The sequence below is a fragment of the Taibaiella koreensis genome (assembly GCF_003545715.1).
In the GTDB taxonomy this organism is placed as follows: domain Bacteria; phylum Bacteroidota; class Bacteroidia; order Chitinophagales; family Chitinophagaceae; genus Taibaiella; species Taibaiella koreensis.
In genome coordinates, this window is sequence record NZ_QVNU01000007.1 from 211662 (window position 1) to 229401 (window position 17740).

Below are 17740 nucleotides of genomic sequence, written 5' to 3' on the forward strand. Positions count from 1 at the left end.
ATCCCCCCGCGTGGGGTAATCCCGGCTGGCCGATAAACCTCAAATTTGCGGTATGACCCCCACAAAAAACGGCTTTGCCGCACTCTTGCTCTGTTGTATCCTGGCTTCCTGCAGTACTTTGAAAAAGAGCACAACGGTACCGCCGACGCCCCGGGAAAGTACGGACGCTCTTTCCGACAGCCTGATAGGCATTTACCGGGCCAGCGCGACAAAGACCTGGGAATTGGTGCATACAGGCATCGATATCCGCTTGCACATCAAAGAGCAGACTGCCAGTGGTACCACCCGCTTAACGCTTCATCCCTATTATTATGCCACCGATAGCCTGGTACTGGATGCCAAGGCGATGACGATCGAAAGTGTGACCACCGCAGGACAACCACTGCACTACACCTACGATACGCTGCAGTTGAAGATAAAGCTGCCGCAACGCTACAGCCGGAAAGATACGCTTCAATTGGAGGTCCGCTATCAGGCAATGCCCTACGCTTTCGCAGCAGGCGGCAGTGACGCAATCAAGGAAGACCGGGGGCTGTATTTTGTGAATGCAGATGGAAAGGAGCCGTATCAGCCGGTGCAGGTATGGACGCAGGGCGAAACGGAAGCCAATAGCCATTGGTTCCCCACTTTCGATAAAACCAATTTTCGTTCGGCCTTCGATATTACCATTCATATTCCTGATAGCTTTAAGACCTTGAGCAATGGTCTCCTGGTACAATCGGTAAAGGAAGGCGATGGTTGGCGTGCCGATAGCTGGAAACAGGCCGTTCCCATTCCGCCTTACCTGGCCATGATGGCTGTAGGGAATTTTGCGGTGACAAAGGATAGCTGGAAGGGAAAAGAGGTGAGTTATTATGTACCGCAGCAATATGGCGCCTTTGCAAAAGATATTTTTGCCAGAACACCCGATATGATCGAATTCTACACTAACCTGTTGAAGGTCCCTTTTCCCTGGGATAAATATAGCCAGGTGGTGACCTATGACTATGTGTCGGGTGCGATGGAAAATGTTTCGGCCAGCCTTTTCGGCGCTTTCAACCTGAAGGATAAACGGCAGATTGCCGATGATAACAACGATTTTATTGTAGCCCACGAGCTGTTCCACCAATGGTTCGGCGACTACGTAACAGCCGAGTCCTGGAGCAATCTTACACTGAACGAATCTTTTGCCGACTATGGCGAATACCTGTGGGCCGAGCACCGCTATGGCAAACCGGCTTTACAGCTGGCCTGGATACAGGGTCAGATGAAATACCTGGGCCAGGCCCGGCGCAACGATCCGCCGCTGGTGCGGTATCATTATCTCTCGCATGAAGATATGTTTGACCGGGTCTCTTATTCCAAAGGAGGACTTATCCTGCATTACCTGCGGCAGCTGACGGGCGACGAGGCTTTCTTCGATGCGCTCCATCTTTACCTGGAACAAAATGCATTGCGCAGCGCCGAAGCCAGCCAGCTACGCCTGGCCATAGAGCAGGTTACCGGCAAGGACTGGAACTGGTTCTTTGATCAGTGGTATTACCGGGGAGGGCATCCAAAGCTATCTATACGCTACCGCTATGATGATGCCGGGCAAAGACTCGAAGTAAACGTGAGCCAGACACAGAGCGATTCAGCAGGTATCTATATCCTCCCCTTAAAAGCACAGCTGATCAGCGGGGGGCAGGTATCCGAAACGGATTGGTATATTGACAGGAAAGAGCAAACGTTCCGCTATCCTTACCGGAACGGGCAACGGCCTGTACTGGTGCCGGATGCAGGACACTGGCTTCCTGGTGAGCTCGAAGACAATAAAACGGTGATCCAATGGAAAAGTCAGTTTGAATACAGCAACGACCGGATCAGTAAACGCCAGGCGGTAATGGCCTGCGCCTTGCTCCGCAGCAACGATACGGCACAGCAGGTGCTGGAGAGTGCCCTGAGCGATACTGATCCTTATATCCGTAACCTGGCGATCAACCTCAAGACATACGAAGCCGGCAAAAAGCTGCCCGATACCTGGATCGCAAAGCTGGCGCATATCGCAACCTTTGACCAGGACAACAGGGCCCGTGCCAGCGCCCTGATCGCGCTGGGCCTTCTTAAAAATGAGGCATACGCAGCGGCTTATCAGCATGCCCTGGATGATAGCTCCTACCAGGTAGCGGCTGCCGGTCTGTATGCTTTGGACCAGGTCAACCATAAGCAGGCGCTGGAACAAGCCCGGGCGCTGAAGCCGGAGACAATGATGGGTAACAACCTGCTGTATACGGCGGCCGATGTGATTGCCAAAGAAGGGCTGCCGGCCGATTATGATTTTTTCGAACAAAAGCTATTGCACTTGTTTGAAGGCATGCGCAGCTATTTCCTGGATGCCTTCAAAAGCTACATGTTGCAGCTCAAAGACGAAGCTGCTTTTGGTAAAGGGGTAGCCTTGCTCAGCCGTCTGTCGGATAATAAAAAAGACAGTCCCGGTGGCCTGTTCACGGCATCGATCCTGTACCGTCTGCAGGTAAACGCAGATAAGCAGGTTAAGCTGGGCACAGACCGTGCTGCCGTGGATGAAGCCAAAAGCCGCCGTGAAGTGGCCGCCGCAGCCTGGCAGCGTTTTAAAGAAAGCCTTACCGACGAGGAGCTGAAAGAAGCGGCCGCCCGTTATGAGAAAGAATAAAAAATAATAACCAGCTCCGGAAAGCTGGTTATTATTATTGCAAGGCATGTTATCGTTTAACGACTACCAAGTACGCTCTTAAGCGAAGGGACAGTCCATAGGGTATCCAAAAAATTCCGTTCCCGGTCGTAAAAATGCTGTATGGGTGTAAAGCCCGACTTGCGTGCCATTTGCTCAATCTGGCCCATGTCGTACTTCTGCGATACTTCCATATAGATAGCTTCATCCTTTTCGAACGATATCCTTGTGTCGCCAAGTGTTACCACCTGGGCTTCTGTGCTGATCAGGTAACTTTTGCAAGCGCCTGTTCCCGGGTCGTACACAGGATAATGCCGGAATTTTTTCAGGTCGAAATTACCTTCAAGTTCCCGGTTGATGCGGGCCAGCAGGTTAAGATTAAAGTCGCGCGTAATGCCTGCCGCGTCATTGTAAGCAGCCAGGATGGTAGCAGGATCTTTTTTCAGGTCGAACCCGATGAGCAGCAGGTCGCCTTCATTCAGGTAAGTATGCAACTCTCTGCAGAAATGAAAAGCTTCTTCGGGCTGCATATTGCCAATGGTCGCGCCCAGGAAGAGCACGAGCTTGGGTCCCTTGCTGTAGCGATTCAGCTCTTCCAGCATATGAAAATATTCACCGGTAAATCCCCTGGTCGTCATGCCGGGAAGCTTTCCGGGCAGGGATGTTTCCAGGTAGCCGATCACATTTCCCGAAATATCGATAGGATAATAGTGATAGCTTATCCCGCGTTGCAGCGCCTGTTCGAGCAGGTATAGCGATTTGGAGGCATCGCCGGCGCCCAGCTCCACGATATCGAATTGGCGATGGAACTGCAGGCAGGAGCCCAGAATGGCATTGCTTTGTCTTTGCAGGATTTCCAGCTCTGCATTAGTAAGGTAGTATTCCGGGCTTTGCATGATCTGCTGAAACAAGCGATCGCCGGTAGCATCGTAAAAATATTTGGGCTCAAGATACTTTTGTCTTGCCGATAATCCCCTGATCACATCCCTGCGAAAATTGCTATCCGGTATCGTCATGTATGACTTGTCTTGTGCTATCGTCGATTTCATAATGTGTGCATATTAATGTTCGTTACCGGGCCAGGCGCAGGCCGGTAAATTGCCAGCGCAGACCGGGCTGAAAAAAGTTGCGGTACGTATTGCGGCTGTGCCCCGGCGTAGTCGCCTCCGAAGCACCGCGCAGCACCATTTGGTTCACCATAAATTTTCCATTGTATTCACCTATCGCGCCCTCGGCTTTCACAAAGCCGGGGTAAGGCAGGTAGGCGCTTTCGGTCCATTCCCAGCGCGCCCCCCAGGGGAAGCGATCGCTGGCAAGCTCCCATTCCGCCTCTGTAGGCAGGCGACAGCCGGCCCAGGCGGCAAAAGCCCAGGCTTCGTAATAGCTGATGTGGCACACGGGCTGCTTCAATGGCACCAATGTAAGTCCTTCGGGTGTATAGTGGTACCAGGCGCCCTCGATCTGCTGCCAGTACATCGGCGCTGCGACCTGGTGCTGCTGCACCCAGGCCCATCCATCCGAATGCCAGTGGCGGAAATCCTGGTAACCCCCGTCTTCGATAAAGGCTATGAATTGCTCGTTGGTCACCGGTCCGCTCTGGATGGCAAAGGCCTGTGCATAGACTTTGTGCCGGTTCAGCTCGTTGTCGAAGCAGAACTGGTCTCCTTTGGCGCCAATCTCGTATACGCCTTCCGGGATATCGAGCCAGGCTTGCTCTACAATGTCCGGCACTTCCGGTTTTTCATAGGTGCAGGCATATGCGGGTAGTAAAGGGTTATTGCCCAATATATATTTGATATCGGTGATCAGCAATTCCTGGTGCTGTTCTTCGTGGTTCAATCCCAGCTCGATAATGGCCCGCAGCGATGCATCAATCGCCGTTTCATCGCTGAGAAAAGCGATCATGGCGGCATCGACATAGGCGCGGTAGCGGAATACTTCTTCTACGGTAGGCCGGCTCAAGTTGCCTCTGTCGGTCCGCACCACGCGCGCCCCGACAGTTTCATAATAGCTGTTGAACACATAATTGTAATCGGGGTCAAACACTGCGTAGTCCTGCTGGTGCGGTGTGAGCACGAAAGTCTCAAAAAACCAGGTGGTGTGTCCGAGGTGCCATTTGGGCGGACTAACATCTACCACAGGTTGCACCACATAGTCTTCCGGGGCCAGCGAGGCGCAAATGGCAATGGTGCGTGCCCGTAGTCTCTGGTATTTTTCTTTAAAGCTCATGTATGCTTACTATCGTTCCAATGAAAAGAATAAATTGTTCAGCGATTCGGAAAGGGTAGGGTGCGCAAACATATGCTCTTTCACCTGTTCGTAGCTAAAACCGGCTACCATCGCCATTTGCAGTACGCTCATGATCTCTCCGCCGTTATGACACAGCAGTGATGCGCCCAGTATCTTACCCGTGCTTTTATCCACAATGGCTTTCAGCAGTCCCTGGGGCCTGTGATCGATAATGCCCCTCGACGCCTTGTCCATTTCCAACCGGGCTACATCGATATCAAAGCCCTTTTCCCGTGCTTCTTTTTCCGTCAATCCTACCCGTCCCAGCTCAGGCTCGGTAAACATGCAGTAAGGCACGATGCGGTCATTGGTAGAAACCGATGCGCCTTCTACCAGGTTGCGGTAGACGATCCGGTAATCGTTATACGAGATATGGGTAAAGGCTGGTCCGCCTTTCGCGTCTCCAAGAGCGAATATACGGTCGACATTTGTCTCGAGCCTATCATTTACTTTTATATAGCCATGATCATCCAGTATGATGCCGGCGTTCCCGGGTTGCAGGATATCGGAATTGGGCTGGCGCCCGGCCGCGACCAGCAGGTGGCTCCCCGTCACAATAGCGGGTACCCCGTTTTTTTCAATATGGAGTACCACGTCTTGCTTGCTGTTGCGGCTTACTTCGGCTACACGTGCACCTGTGAGTATTGTAATGCCTTCTTCCTCAAGGAACCGGGTTACGGTCTGCCGGATATCTTCATCCTCCTTGTCCAGGATATGGCTTTTACTTTCTATAAGGGTAACCTTGCTGCCGAAGCGGCGGAAAGCCTGCCCCATTTCAAGGCTGATGTATCCCGCGCCGAGAATAACAAGATGCTGGGGCAGGGCTTCCAATTCCATAACGGATGTGGAAGTAAGGAAGTCGCTGTCTTTCAGGCCGGGAATGTCGGGAATAGCCGGTCTGGCACCGGTATTTATAAAAATGTAATCGGCCTTGATCTGCTCGCGGCTGCCATCATTTCTGGTAACGGTTACCTCTTTCTCACCGCTGAATACGGCTGTTCCATAGATCAGCTCGAGGTTTTCCGTTTCCCGCAGCGAGCGTTCGCTACCGCCCCGGAAGCGATCCACGATCTGACGCTTGCGGTCGATGATCTCCTTAAAACGGACTTCGTAGGGTTGCGTGTTATGGATACCCAGCGCATCTGCATGCGCTGCATCGTAAGCGGCCCTGGCCGATGCGATGATGCTTTTGCTGGGTATGCAGCCGTCGTTGATGCAGGTGCCGCCGACGGCTCTTTTTTCGATTAGGGCTGTAGAATAACCGGCTTTAGCCATCCGGATGGCCAGGGGCGTTCCGGCCTGGCCCGAGCCGATGATCAGGGCATTGAAGTGCTTCATGAAAGGGCACGGCTTGATGTGCGGTAGTACAACAAGATTCCTTTCTTATTGTTCGAACCGTCAGCATAACAACGTTCTATGTTATGGATTGCTGGTGTAGCTTTGCCGGAAAAGGACAATTATGATCGATCTGATGGCATTGCGTCCCGGCAATTATATTCATGCCGGACAGGCTGGTAACCATGCCGAACCGGATAGCAGCCGTTACCTGCGCGTATTGTCGGTGCAGCTTATGGAAAAGCGGCTTACGGCGAAGGCTGATGAGGATGTGGAAATCTATACGCTCGGCGCGGGCGATATTTATCCCTGCCCGCTCGACCGGCTGATGCAGATGATCGGCGGACTTGCTTTCGGCGAACATTCCATCCTGATACAGGGGCCTGGCGCGGTGGCGATCGTGCATGAAAACGGCTCCCTCATTCCCCTGCCGCATATACGATACCTGCACGAGTTCCAGAACCTGTTTAGAAGCCTTACAGGGCAGGAATTTCCTTATAATGTAGGCTAATTTATGCTCGCCTGGTTTATTCAGCAAGGTGTTTTTATTATTTTCACAAGAGACATGGCGATGGTGCAATGTAAACTTCATTTATATTGGATCGCGCTTGCCATCAATGTCCTTAACCCTTTAACCTATGAAATTTGTAGTGTTGCCCCTGCTTATCGTACTCTGTAGTTATACGGCTTTTGCCGGGTTTGCCGGATGGTACATTTTGCCCTCCAGGGACAACAAAATAGGGGATGCCCATTTGATCCTGGAAGAATCGGGCCATTTCTATATGTTCTGCGACCATCTTTATCGCTGGGGTACCTGGCGGGAGACGGACCGGGGTACTGCAGCGCTGGTTTTTGGAAAAATAGATGCTGTAGCGGGTTATGTGTATGGCAATGAGCAGGAACAGGAACGCTTTGTTTTTGGCGGCTTTGGCGACAAGCAGGGCTTTGCAAGCATCGGGAAAAAGGGGAGCGGCGAAAAGGAATTTACACCTATTTTTAAGAAAGAACCGGCTTGCCCATACGATAATGCTCCTGCCATTGTCCTGCCACAAAAGGGCCTGGACGAAATAACGGTCGCTTTGCGTTCCGGATCCGGGGAAGGGAAGGACGGCCCTGCCGATTGTTACACTTTTGCCTTGCAGGGCCGGAACGGCAACGTATCCGTGATTGTCGATAATGATGCTTTCCTGGAACAGCCGGGCTTTAGTATTACTTTGAAAGACAAACAATATATGGTGGGTGATGCGACACTGGAAAAGCAGAATATTGACCTGAGTAAGTTGCCCGGACTGCTTGACGATCGCCGGGCGCTCTGGCGGAAAGCCCGGATTGACTGGTTCCGGAAGGAATACTATGTGCGGGAAGAAAAGGTAACATTATTGGAGCCTGTAGTATCCCGTAATATTATCCAGGTTGCGGGAGACCCCTTGTTTTCCGGCGATTGCCCGGAAGCAGACCCTTTCCCGCCCGTTGTTCCTGTAAAGAAGCCTGATTAGGTCATTGTTCCTTTACTGTACGGGATCATATTCATAAGCCACCTGGTAAGGAACGTCTTTCAGCTTGGGTGATAGCTCTCCCACGGAGAGGTCGACCAGCTGCGGCGTAGGTTCGCATACCGAGTATTCACCGTTCTTATAGCGGATTACGTGCCCTTTGGGCTTATCGAACCTTACGGCAATAGTAACATGATGCGGGTAAGCCAGCACGATCATGGGCAGGTTGTAGATCTCTTTGACCAGGCAGAAGAACAGGGCTGCACGATCGTCGCAGTCGCTGTATTGGGTCAGCAGGGTCTGCTCCGGTGAAAGCCTTTTTTCCTTGCCGAAATTATCCTGGTCGTTTTCATAGGAGAAGGCATTGCGCGTAAAGCGCATGAGGTAGTCAACGCCTTTGCGCTGATCCATCCCTTTCAGGGTATTGCGTAGCTCGGGGATAAGGGTATTGTAAGTCTTATTGCTCAAAGGGATATTGAAATAGGCCTCATAGTCGACTACAGGATAATTGGCAAACAGGGTCTGGACCTGGCTGTTCACCTTGATCTTAAATAGGTAGCTCTTATTCTTATAATCGAACTGGATGTCTTTTTCCTCGTAGTCGGCATCGGTAAATTCGGGCATACGGGTGATCCTGTAGGAGAAAGCCTTTGTACCTTCCGGTATCTTCACGGTTACCTCGTTAGGCTCCTGCTGCTTGAAGTCGATCTGGCCATAATCGTGGTAGTTAAGGCAAACATATTGTTTCCCTTCTTTCTGGTAGTAAGGAATATCATAAATATTTTCGTCGCTTTGAACGTAGAAGAGCAATACATCACCCCTTATGGCCAGGTGGGCATCGTAACCCGATTTATTCAGCAAAAACCATTTGTACAGGGTATAGCGGTGATAATTCTCCTTTTTGGGACTTAATTGCTGGGCCATTTTCCGGATCAGCTGATAATACAGCCAATCGTTCAGCTGGTTTTTTTCCTTACAGGCCAGTAAGGCATCGACCAGGGGCTGGCATGGGTTGGTATTAAGGCTGTCGTAAAATTCCCGGATGGCGCCATTGCTTAAAGGGCCCTGGAAATCGGTAAAATGCCATTGATCCAGCTGAACATCAAGTGTGTCTCCGTAAAATGAAAAGTGAATATGCCGCGCCTGTTCCTGCGCATGAGCTACCTTCTGCGTAACGCAGAGGAAGAAGCAGGTACACAACAGGATTAGCGTGTTTTTCATATTACATGTGCCAGTCAGGCTATCTAAAGTTACGAAAAATTAATAATTACTTAATATTGAAAATTTGCTTTTGTTCCATAGGCTTGTTCTATATAGTTGTATGGCGGTGAATTTTAATTCTTGTTTATCATTTCCTAACCTTAAGGAAATATTTTGGTAACCGTTATTTAGTGTTTTGTTCATGGCCAAAAGGGACCTTCGCGCGCTGATGCAGCCTGCTGCTGCCGGTATGTTTATGAAGCAGTTCCTCAGATGGGCCCTGGTGTGTTGCGCCGGTGTTTTCCTGGCATATACCTTGTCGGCCCTGAAGGTAAATAAGGCGCCTTCCGATCCCTGGGCGGCACATTGCTTGTCGCAGTTCCTAAGCGATGCGCGCAGCTTTTCCACTGCCACTTCCGATCTTAAAACCACAGTGAACGATCTTTCTGCCGGCGATACGGCGAGCCTGACCCATGCCCGGCAGGCCTTGCTTCGCTGTCGCCTTTCCTATAAAAAGATCGAGTATTTCATGGAGTACTTCTTTGCCTATCCCGTGAACCTGTACAACCGTGCGCCGGTACACGAGATCGAGGAACCCTATATGGAATACCAGTCGCCTGTTGGTCTGCAGTTGATCGAGGATCTATTGTATGGCGAGGATCCCTTTGCTCAGAAGCAAGCCCTGCAGGAACAGGCTGCCGTAGTGCAATCGACCGCCGCCGATATCCCGGCCTCGGTTTATGGTTTTGAGGCAACGGGTGTCCAGGTTGCCGAAAGCCTGAGCCAGGAGCTCATAAGGGTGATGGCCCTGGGCATTGCCGGCTACGATGCTCCGGTCTGTAAATCGGGCCTGCCCGAATCGGCGGTAGCCCTGCAATCGGTAAAGGCAGTCCTGGCCGCAAAAACTGCCGGGGAACAGAATCTGTATGCCGACAGCTGCATGCATTACCTGGATAAAGCCATAGTCCTGCTGCAGGCATCAACCGGTTTTGATACATTTGATCGTCTATCCTTACTGACAGATGCATTGTTGCCGGCGCAGGAGTACCTGAACCGTTATTGTTGCCAGCAATATCCCGGTATCGGCGGCGAAGGTGCTTATAACTATAATGCCCGGCATTTGTTTCGCCCCGATGCTTTGCGGCAGGCTGCTTTCGATCGCCTCGCACAGAGCGATACGGCCGCCGGCCTGGTGGCTTTGGGTAAATTGCTGTTTAGCGATAACCGGCTATCGGGTGATAATACACGTAGCTGCGCTACCTGCCATAAGCCGTCACTGTATTTTAGCGATGGTCTGAAAGGCAGTCCTACCATCGGAAACGGAGGCAGCACCCGTCGGAACGCGCCTTCCTTACTATACAGTAGCTACCAGTACGGGCAATTTCTCGACGCCCGGGATGCTTCATTGGAGAAGCAGATCTATACTGTACTGCAAAACCCCGACGAAATGCACAGCAGACTGGACGATGTGGTACGCAAGCTGGATAATAAAACTTACCGGCCCTTGTTGCGGAAGGCTTTTTCGCAGGCAGGGAAGCAGATCACGCCAGCTATGATCGCCAGGGCTATTGCTGCTTATGAGCGTAGCCTCAGTCCCTTCAATTCCGCTTTTGACCGGTATATCAATGGTGATCACAACGCAATGAACGTATCGCAGCGCCGGGGCTTCAACCTGTTTATGGGTAAGGCGCTTTGTGGTACCTGTCATTTTGCACCCTTATTCAACGGCACCTTGCCACCCTTATTTAACCGTACTGAGCTGGAGGTGCTGGGTACACCGGACGGTGGCAGCCTGGACAAGCCTGTGCCGGATACAGATAGCGGTAGGTTTGGTATTTTCCCCATCGAATTTTACCAATACGCTTTCAAAACACCAACGGTGCGTAATGCCGGAGAAACGGCACCCTATATGCACAATGGCAGCTTTACTACCCTGGAGGATCTGATCGAATTCTACAACCGTGGCGGGGGAGCGGGTATAGGTCTTGAGGTACCTACGCAAACATTATCGCCACGTAAGCTCAACCTGAGCCAAGCGGAGATAGCCGATCTTAAAAGCTTTATGCTTGCATTAAAAGATTCGTTATAGATGAATGTCTATTTATTCCGGTTAACCGTCAGGTAACCTTATGGTAAGAAGGGGGTTACAATGACGTAACAATAGCCTTTGAAATTTGCGCGCACAAATTGAACCAATGAAATATATTATTACATCACTCTTTTTGCTGGGGGTGCTGGGCTATGCCGGCACGGCCCGCGCGCAAACTATTACCCTGAACAGATCCGTCGCTACGGGATCGGATGACGCCGAAGAATGCGTACCGGGCGGTACCGGCGGCACAGTGGGCGCTGTTGATCTGGCCAGCACCGACCTGGAGATCATGTTGGACGGCCCTAAAAAACAAATGATCGGCCTGCGTTTTACCAATATCACGATCCCGCCCGGATCGGTGATACAGAACGCTTACATCCAGTTCTCGACCAAAGGCGATAAGAACCCGGTATTGGGCAATGCTTATCTTTCCATACAGGATGCCGATAATCCGGCCACCTTTGGCGGCAATTTTAATATTACATCACGTGCCCGTATCGCCGATTCGGTGCTGTGGCCCGGCAGCACCAGCAGCACCTGGGGAACCAGTAGTGCCGGCGTGGCCGGTCCCGATCAGAAGACACCCGAGCTGAAAACACTGGTGCAGGCAGTGATCAACCGTTCCGGCTGGGTAAGCGGCAATGCGCTGGTCTTTTTCATTACGGGTCCCGATGGCGTACGTAATGCCAATTCATACGATAATCCTCCTCTAGGTTCCGGCGCGGCCAAGCTTGTGATCCAGTATACTTCTTCGGTGGTACCACAAATACCCGTAACCGCCTTCCCGATCGCTAAGCTAAGCCAATGGAAGTACCTGGACAATGGCAGCAACCAGGATACAGCCTGGCGAATGCCTTCGTTCAACGACAGCAGCTGGAGCTTTGGTCCGGGTAAGCTGGGTTACAGCGACAATCCGGCAACGACCTTAAGCTATGGACCCAACTCCGGTAATAAATACATTACCTATTATTTCCGTAAGCCTTTTACCGTAAGTAACCTCGCAGGTCTTAGCGATAGCCTGGACCTGAATATTCTGCGCGACGACGGGGCTGTGGTCTTTATCAACGGGGTGGAAGTAGTGCGCAGTAATATGGATCCGGGTACGTACGATTACCTGACCCACTCTTCTACCATTGTAGACGGCGCCGATGAATCGACCTATTTTCATTATTCGGTACCCAAAAGCGTGTTGGTGAATGGTAACAACCTGATCGCGGTAGAAATACACCAGCGCGATGGTACCAGCTCCGACCTGGGCTTTGATATGGAGCTGATCGAGCATGTACCTCCTGCCGGTCCTTCCCTTTTGCGCGGTCCTTATCTGAATGCGGCTACTCCCAACAGCATCGTTATCCGTTGGCGCACCGATCTCCCGGCAAAGAGCCGTGTACGTTTTGGCGCTACTGCAGCTCAACTGGACCAGGTGGTGCAGGATACCAATGCTGTGACAGAGCACATCATCAAGCTTACCGGTCTTACACCTTATACCCGGTATTTTTACAGCATCGGTTCCCTGACCGATACCCTGCAGGGTGACGCGGCCAACTACTTCAGTACCTTGCCTGTGGCTGGTCTTACCGATAGCCTGATCCGTATCGGGGTGATCGGCGACTGCGGCAACAACTCGACCAACCAGCGTAATGTGCGGGACCAGCTGGTGAATTACCTTGGTCAAAACTATATGAACGCCTGGATCCTTCTCGGCGATAATGCTTATTCTTCCGGTTTCGACAACGAGTACCAGGCAGAGTTTTTCAATATCTACAAAGACAGGTTCCTGAAACAAAATCCCCTGTTCCCTGCGCCGGGTAATCATGATTATGGTAACAGCACAAGCTCACCTTCCGTAACCAACCATGCGCTGGCGCCGTATTACCAGAACTTCACCATGCCGGTAGCTGGCGAAGCGGGAGGCACGCCTTCCAACAATCCTGCTTTTTATTCCTACGACGTAGGCAACATGCATTTTCTCTCTCTCGATTCTTATGGCAAGGAGGCTGACGCTTCGCTGATGTACGATACCAACGGTGTGCAGGTGCAATGGATCAAGCAGGACCTCGCCAACAATACCAACAAAGGTTGGGTAGTCGCTTACTGGCACCACCCGCCCTATACTATGGGCTCGCATAACTCCGACAACGAAGGCGACCTCGTGCAGATCCGGCAGAAGTTCATCCAGATACTGGAGCGTATGGGCGTAGACCTTATTCTTTGCGGCCACAGTCACGATTACGAGCGGTCCAAGCTGATGAAAGGACACTACGGTAACGAAGCCAGCTTCGATGCCAATGTACACCACCTGAGCGCATCCAGCGGTATGTATGATGGTTCGGCCAACTCTTGTCCTTATGTCAAGGATTCTGCAACCAATTACCAGGGCACGGTTTATGTCGTGTCGGGATCGGCAGGCCAGCTGGGCGGCCAGCAGGGCAGCTTTCCGCACAATGCTATGTATTATTCCAATGCCAGTAATGGTGGCTCGATGATCCTTGAGGTAAAAGGCAACCGCCTGGATGCAAAATGGATCTGTGCCGATGGGGTGATCCGTGATCAGTTCACCATGATGAAGGATGCCAACCGGAAACGTACATACGAGATCGACGGCGGCAGCCCTGTTACCCTGAAGGCGGCATATAATGGCGTCTATAACTGGCAGGGTGTTGCGGCCAATACGCAATCGGTTACCGTGAGCCCTACCGATACGACCACTTATGTGGTAACAGATAATTTCAGCTGTATCAGCGATACCTTCGTGGTACAGGCAAGGGCAGTGCCGCTACCTGTAAGCTGGGGCTATATGCGGGCCAGCGTCAAGGATGCGCACAGCAACCTGGTAGTATGGCAGACACTGAGCGAGCACAATACGGCTTACTTTGAAGTGGAGCGCGCTATGGCCGCCGGCGCCTTTACCGCCGTAGGTAAAGTAAAGGCAGCGGGCAACAGCAGTCAGTCTGTAAACTATCAGTTGGCGGATGCCACGATCGATCCCACACAATCGCTTTACCTGTACCGGGTACGCCAGGTAGACCTGGATGGGAAAGTGACCTATTCCCAGGTTGTTCCGGTCAGTCGTAATGGCAACGAGGCATCGACACTTATCCTGGCGCCCAACCCGGCACACGATGGCGAAATGATCATTGCTTTGACCAAAGGTGGCGAAGTGGCTGCAGAACTACTGCTTTCCGACGTGGCGGGCCGCAAAGTATGGCGTCACCATATAATGCTCAGCGGCAAGCCGCAACCATTCCTGCCATCGCTTCAGCAGGGCATTTACTTCCTTACGGTTAAGTACGAGGGCGGGTCCTTTACCCGGAAGATTGTAATCAAATAATGGATCATAAACAATGCTTGAGTAAAGGCGGCGCAGGAAAGCGTCGCCTTTGTCTTTTTTATTTGAAAATATTATCTGGGTAAATTGTTTATTTGTAATTGTTAAATGGACAATGTTACCAATGTGATAATTTATCCGAAGATGTGTTTCAGCCCCCTGCTGTTTGATACTTTTGCAGGAAACTAATGAATTATGCTTCGCCAGATTAACGAACTTTACGAGGATGCCATCAAAGCCGGAAAAAAAGTGTCACAGATCCTGATCAGCTATATGGGGTATGACCATCTGAAAAGCGAGCTGAATAATCATAAAGACCGTCCCGAGTGGCTGGACAGGCTTAAGGTGGAGGAGAATATCAGAGGTGTTAAGATCGTGCCTCAGGAATAATTCCGGGGCTTAGTTTTTAAAGGCAAAGAATTTGAGGCCGGTAATACCGCCCATGATCATCAAGATAAAAAAGACTTCAGCCAGGCTGGTCTTTTGCTGAAAGAAGATCACTTCCGAAAGCTTGATCAGCACAAGGCTGGCGCCCGTCCATGCGGCAAACGCTGTTGCCAGCGGGATTTGCCTGGTGGCCATGGAAAAGAAGTACACATTGGCGATACCGAAGCAGATATAGCCTGCAAAAGGCGCCAATACCTTGAGGCCGCTCTGTGGCACATAAAAGTTGGACCAGGTAAGCTGCCTGAGGTTTTTGAATTGCATCACCTTTAGGGAGTAGGTCCAGAAGGCTTCCATTAATGCGGCCAGCAATAAATATCCCCAATATATCCAGTTAGTCAAGTCTTATTGTTTTATTTTCTGTGGCTGAGCTTGTCGAAGCCACATTATATTTTTTTATCCCTTCGACGGAGCTCAGGGACCGCTTACTTCCGGTGGCTGAGCTTGTCGAAGCCAGGTTGTATTTTTTTATCCCTTCGACGGGGCTCAGGGACCGCTTAGGTCCCGGTCTGTATCGCCTCCGTTTCTTTTTCTGCTATTATAGCTGCTGGAAGTATACCGGCATCCTGCAAAGGCTTTTTCCTCCTGACAAACAAACGTATGAAAGCCGGTCGCAGGTTGTAATACCAGCGGAACCACTTGTGACGCAATAGCTGCTTTTCATCAAAGCGCTTTACGGAAAAGGCATGTTGCAGAAAGTAGTCCTTTGGATAATCGTAATACAGCCCCCAGTTCTCTGGCTTGTTGCCGGGCTTTGTTCCCGGAAAATAGACGGTGCCGAACAAATAGTCCCAAAGGGAGAGCTTGGTCGCAAAATTGGCATGGAACACTTCCCTGTAATTGGCATGATGCCAGAGGTGCAGCTCGGGAGAATTGAAAATGTATTTCAGCTTGCCCATTTTCACTCGGATATTACCGTGGATGAACATGCCGTACATGGAATCGATCAACGCCTTGATGGGGATCACTTCGGGCGATGCACCCAGCAGGATGATGGGCCCAAATTCAATTGTCTGGTTAATGATGATCTCCACAATATGTGAGCGGGAGCCGGAAAGAAAATCAACTTCCTTGCCCGAATGATGCGCTTCATGGGTGCGCCAGAAAAACTTATTGCTGTGCTGAAAGCGATGGAACCAGTATATATAAAAGTCATGCATCACGAAGAACAGCAATACTTGCAGCGCCACAGGCCAATTGCTCACGCCCTGGAAGCGCGACCAATCAAAATGATGTTGCAGCGGCGCAATGATATAGTCAAAGATGACGATCTTGAGCACAAAGCTCTGGATGATCGTATACCATACCAGGTCTACCCAAAAGCCTTCCCGGAATAAGGGAAGGCCTTTGCGGTAGGGAAACAGCCGTTCCCAGGTTATAATGATAACGGCCCAGCAGGCTAGTATGATCGAGGTGATCGTGAGTATGCGTTCCTGGCTCATGCGATTACGCCATCCTTCTTACTTTCTGTTTGTCCGGGATTAATATTTACCCTCAGACGCTTCATAGGGCCCAGTTCCGACTCGTATACTTTTTTGATACCGTCGCCCATGGCCAGCTCTACATCGCGTATATCGCGTACCAGGCGCTGGAAGCCCTGGGGTTCTACAGAGGCAGCATGGTCTGATCCCCACATGGCACGGTCAAGGGTAAAGTGCCTTTCCACAAAAGTAGCGCCCAGGCTCACGGCAGTCACCGTGGTAGACAAGCCCGTCTCGTGTCCGGAATAGCCGATAGGTACGCCGGGGAATTTGCGGCTGAGCACAGGGATCATTCTCAGGTTCAGTTCTTCCAGCTTGCAGGGGTAGGCCGAGGTCGAATGTGCGATAAAGAAGGGATATTCTTCATCGTAGCTTCGGATGAGCGCTACGGCATCTTCTATTTCCTGCATGGTGCTCATGCCGGTCGACAACATCAGAGGCTTTCCGGTAAACAGGATACGCTTGATTAGCTCAAAGTCGGTGAGGCTGGCAGAAGCCAATTTGTAGATCACCGTGTCGAACTGTTCCATAAAGTCTACGGATGCGGTATCCCAGGGCGATACGAACCAGTCGATACCCTTTTCCTTACAATATTGATCGATCACACTGTATTCGTCAAAGCCAAATTCTGTCTTACGTTTATAATCGATATAGGTCATGCGGCCCCATGGGGTATCGCGCATCACTTCCCACTGGTCTTTGGGCACGCAGATCTCAGGTGTTCTTTTCTGGAATTTAACCGCGCAGGCCTTGGCGGCTACCGCTTCGTCAATCAGCTGCTTGGCGATATCAAGCGAACCGTTGTGGTTGATACCGATCTCGGCAATGATATAGCAAGGCTGGTCTTTATCGATGATACGGCCGTTGGATAGCGTAACGCCGCGGCTTACAGAAAAAGCCTGGCTATTATGCGCACGGGCTTCGATAATGATCTCGGCAAATTCGCGGAAGCAACCTTCACCGCCTTTGGCGCGGCAGATGAGGTCTACCTGCTGCTTTACGGCGGGGAGGGCATCGGCGGGACAAGCACTGAGGCCTACCAGCTGCATAATACCCAGGTCGTTGTGATCGTCGCCAATATAGGCTACGTTTTCGGGTAAAATATGGTAGCGTTCCAGTATGCTGCTCAGCAAGGCAGCTTTGTCTTTGATGCCGCCATGCAGCTCATTGATACGTAGCTTCTCGGCGCGTTGATGCAGGGACGCTGAGTTTTCACCGGAAATGATCCCGGTATCGGTGCCCGCAAAGCGACGGAGACGTTCTACGGCCATGCCGTCGCGCAGGTTGAATTTTTTCAGGGTTTCGCCCATTTCACCATAATAAACGCTCGCATTGGTCAATACGCCGTCGCAGTCGGTCAGCAGCAGTTGGATGCGGCTGGCTTTTTCTCTAAGCAGGTTCTTGTTCATG

At 51.3% G+C, this 17740-nt stretch carries 13 protein-coding genes; 6 read left to right on the plus strand and 7 right to left on the minus strand.

Annotated elements, in window-relative coordinates; genetic code table 11:
• Positions 1-52 precede the first annotated feature (52 nt).
• Positions 53-2650 carry a M1 family metallopeptidase gene (locus DZK30_RS21215; protein ID WP_118976194.1) on the plus strand — a complete coding sequence of 866 codons (2598 nt, stop codon included), beginning with the start codon at positions 53-55 and terminating at the stop codon, positions 2648-2650.
• Between the two features lie 56 nt (positions 2651-2706).
• Here DZK30_RS21215 and egtD read toward each other — a convergent pair whose 3' ends face one another.
• Genes egtD through DZK30_RS21230 form a run of 3 tightly spaced genes read right to left on the minus strand, consistent with a single transcriptional unit; the run spans position 2707 to position 6295 of the window.
• Positions 2707-3717, minus strand: coding sequence for an L-histidine N(alpha)-methyltransferase (gene egtD, locus DZK30_RS21220; RefSeq protein ID WP_240432966.1), 1011 nt, complete (start codon positions 3715-3717; stop codon positions 2707-2709).
• A gap of 22 nt (positions 3718-3739) precedes the next feature.
• On the minus strand, positions 3740-4897 hold the full coding sequence (gene egtB / locus DZK30_RS21225; RefSeq protein ID WP_118976196.1) for an ergothioneine biosynthesis protein EgtB: 1158 nt from the start codon (positions 4895-4897) through the stop codon (positions 3740-3742).
• A 9-nt stretch (positions 4898-4906) separates the two neighbouring features.
• A complete protein-coding gene (locus DZK30_RS21230) occupies positions 4907-6295 on the minus strand; it encodes a mercuric reductase (RefSeq protein ID WP_118976197.1) in 1389 nt (462 codons plus the stop codon).
• A 121-nt stretch (positions 6296-6416) separates the two neighbouring features.
• Here DZK30_RS21230 and DZK30_RS21235 point away from each other — a divergent pair, with 121 nt between their 5' ends.
• Positions 6417-6803, plus strand: coding sequence for a hypothetical protein (locus tag DZK30_RS21235; protein ID WP_118976198.1), 387 nt, complete (start codon positions 6417-6419; stop codon positions 6801-6803).
• 127 nt (positions 6804-6930) lie between these two features.
• Positions 6931-7788, plus strand: coding sequence for a hypothetical protein (locus DZK30_RS21240; RefSeq protein ID WP_118976199.1), 858 nt, complete (start codon positions 6931-6933; stop codon positions 7786-7788).
• 12 nt (positions 7789-7800) lie between these two features.
• On the opposite strand, the gene DZK30_RS21245 is transcribed toward DZK30_RS21240, so the two are convergent.
• Entirely contained in the window at positions 7801-9006 is a 1206-nt protein-coding gene (locus DZK30_RS21245) for a hypothetical protein (protein ID WP_118976200.1), read from the minus strand.
• Positions 9007-9187: 181 nt separating this feature from the next.
• Here DZK30_RS21245 and DZK30_RS21250 point away from each other — a divergent pair, with 181 nt between their 5' ends.
• The 3 genes from DZK30_RS21250 (at position 9188) to DZK30_RS21260 (ending at position 14795) form a co-directional block, all read left to right on the plus strand.
• Positions 9188-11074, plus strand: coding sequence for a cytochrome-c peroxidase (locus DZK30_RS21250; RefSeq protein WP_205529519.1), 1887 nt, complete (start codon positions 9188-9190; stop codon positions 11072-11074).
• Between the two features lie 106 nt (positions 11075-11180).
• Positions 11181-14408 (plus strand): metallophosphoesterase, encoded by a 3228-nt coding sequence (locus DZK30_RS21255; protein WP_118976201.1) that lies wholly within the window; start codon positions 11181-11183, stop codon positions 14406-14408.
• A 192-nt stretch (positions 14409-14600) separates the two neighbouring features.
• Positions 14601-14795, plus strand: a complete 195-nt coding sequence (locus tag DZK30_RS21260; RefSeq protein WP_118976202.1) for a hypothetical protein — start codon at positions 14601-14603, stop codon at positions 14793-14795.
• Positions 14796-14804: 9 nt separating this feature from the next.
• On the opposite strand, the gene DZK30_RS21265 is transcribed toward DZK30_RS21260, so the two are convergent.
• From DZK30_RS21265 to DZK30_RS21275, 3 genes are all read right to left on the minus strand, one after another.
• Positions 14805-15191, minus strand: coding sequence for a DMT family transporter (locus tag DZK30_RS21265; RefSeq protein WP_205529520.1), 387 nt, complete (start codon positions 15189-15191; stop codon positions 14805-14807).
• A 155-nt stretch (positions 15192-15346) separates the two neighbouring features.
• A complete protein-coding gene (locus tag DZK30_RS21270; protein WP_118976204.1) occupies positions 15347-16291 on the minus strand; it encodes a sterol desaturase family protein in 945 nt (314 codons plus the stop codon).
• Entirely contained in the window at positions 16288-17739 is a 1452-nt protein-coding gene (locus DZK30_RS21275) for an N-acetylneuraminate synthase family protein (protein ID WP_118976205.1), read from the minus strand. The genes DZK30_RS21270 and DZK30_RS21275 overlap by 4 nt, the downstream gene beginning before the upstream one ends.
• Position 17740 lies beyond the last annotated feature (1 nt).

Bases quoted from the DNA above. Each gene is read 5' to 3' on its own strand.
- DZK30_RS21275 (WP_118976205.1), bottom strand. From the start codon at position 17,739: ATGAACAAGAACCTGCTTAGAGAAAAAGCCAGCCGCATCCAACTGCTG.
- egtB (WP_118976196.1), bottom strand. From the start codon at position 4,897: ATGAGCTTTAAAGAAAAATACCAGAGACTACGGGCACGCACCATTGCC.
- DZK30_RS21270 (WP_118976204.1), bottom strand. From the start codon at position 16,291: ATGAGCCAGGAACGCATACTCACGATCACCTCGATCATACTAGCCTGC.
- DZK30_RS21250 (WP_205529519.1), top strand. From the start codon at position 9,188: ATGGCCAAAAGGGACCTTCGCGCGCTGATGCAGCCTGCTGCTGCCGGT.
- DZK30_RS21215 (WP_118976194.1), top strand. From the start codon at position 53: ATGACCCCCACAAAAAACGGCTTTGCCGCACTCTTGCTCTGTTGTATC.
- DZK30_RS21230 (WP_118976197.1), bottom strand. From the start codon at position 6,295: ATGAAGCACTTCAATGCCCTGATCATCGGCTCGGGCCAGGCCGGAACG.
- egtD (WP_240432966.1), bottom strand. From the start codon at position 3,717: ATGAAATCGACGATAGCACAAGACAAGTCATACATGACGATACCGGAT.
- DZK30_RS21235 (WP_118976198.1), top strand. From the start codon at position 6,417: ATGATCGATCTGATGGCATTGCGTCCCGGCAATTATATTCATGCCGGA.
- DZK30_RS21240 (WP_118976199.1), top strand. From the start codon at position 6,931: ATGAAATTTGTAGTGTTGCCCCTGCTTATCGTACTCTGTAGTTATACG.
- DZK30_RS21260 (WP_118976202.1), top strand. From the start codon at position 14,601: ATGCTTCGCCAGATTAACGAACTTTACGAGGATGCCATCAAAGCCGGA.
- DZK30_RS21245 (WP_118976200.1), bottom strand. From the start codon at position 9,006: ATGAAAAACACGCTAATCCTGTTGTGTACCTGCTTCTTCCTCTGCGTT.
- DZK30_RS21255 (WP_118976201.1), top strand. From the start codon at position 11,181: ATGAAATATATTATTACATCACTCTTTTTGCTGGGGGTGCTGGGCTAT.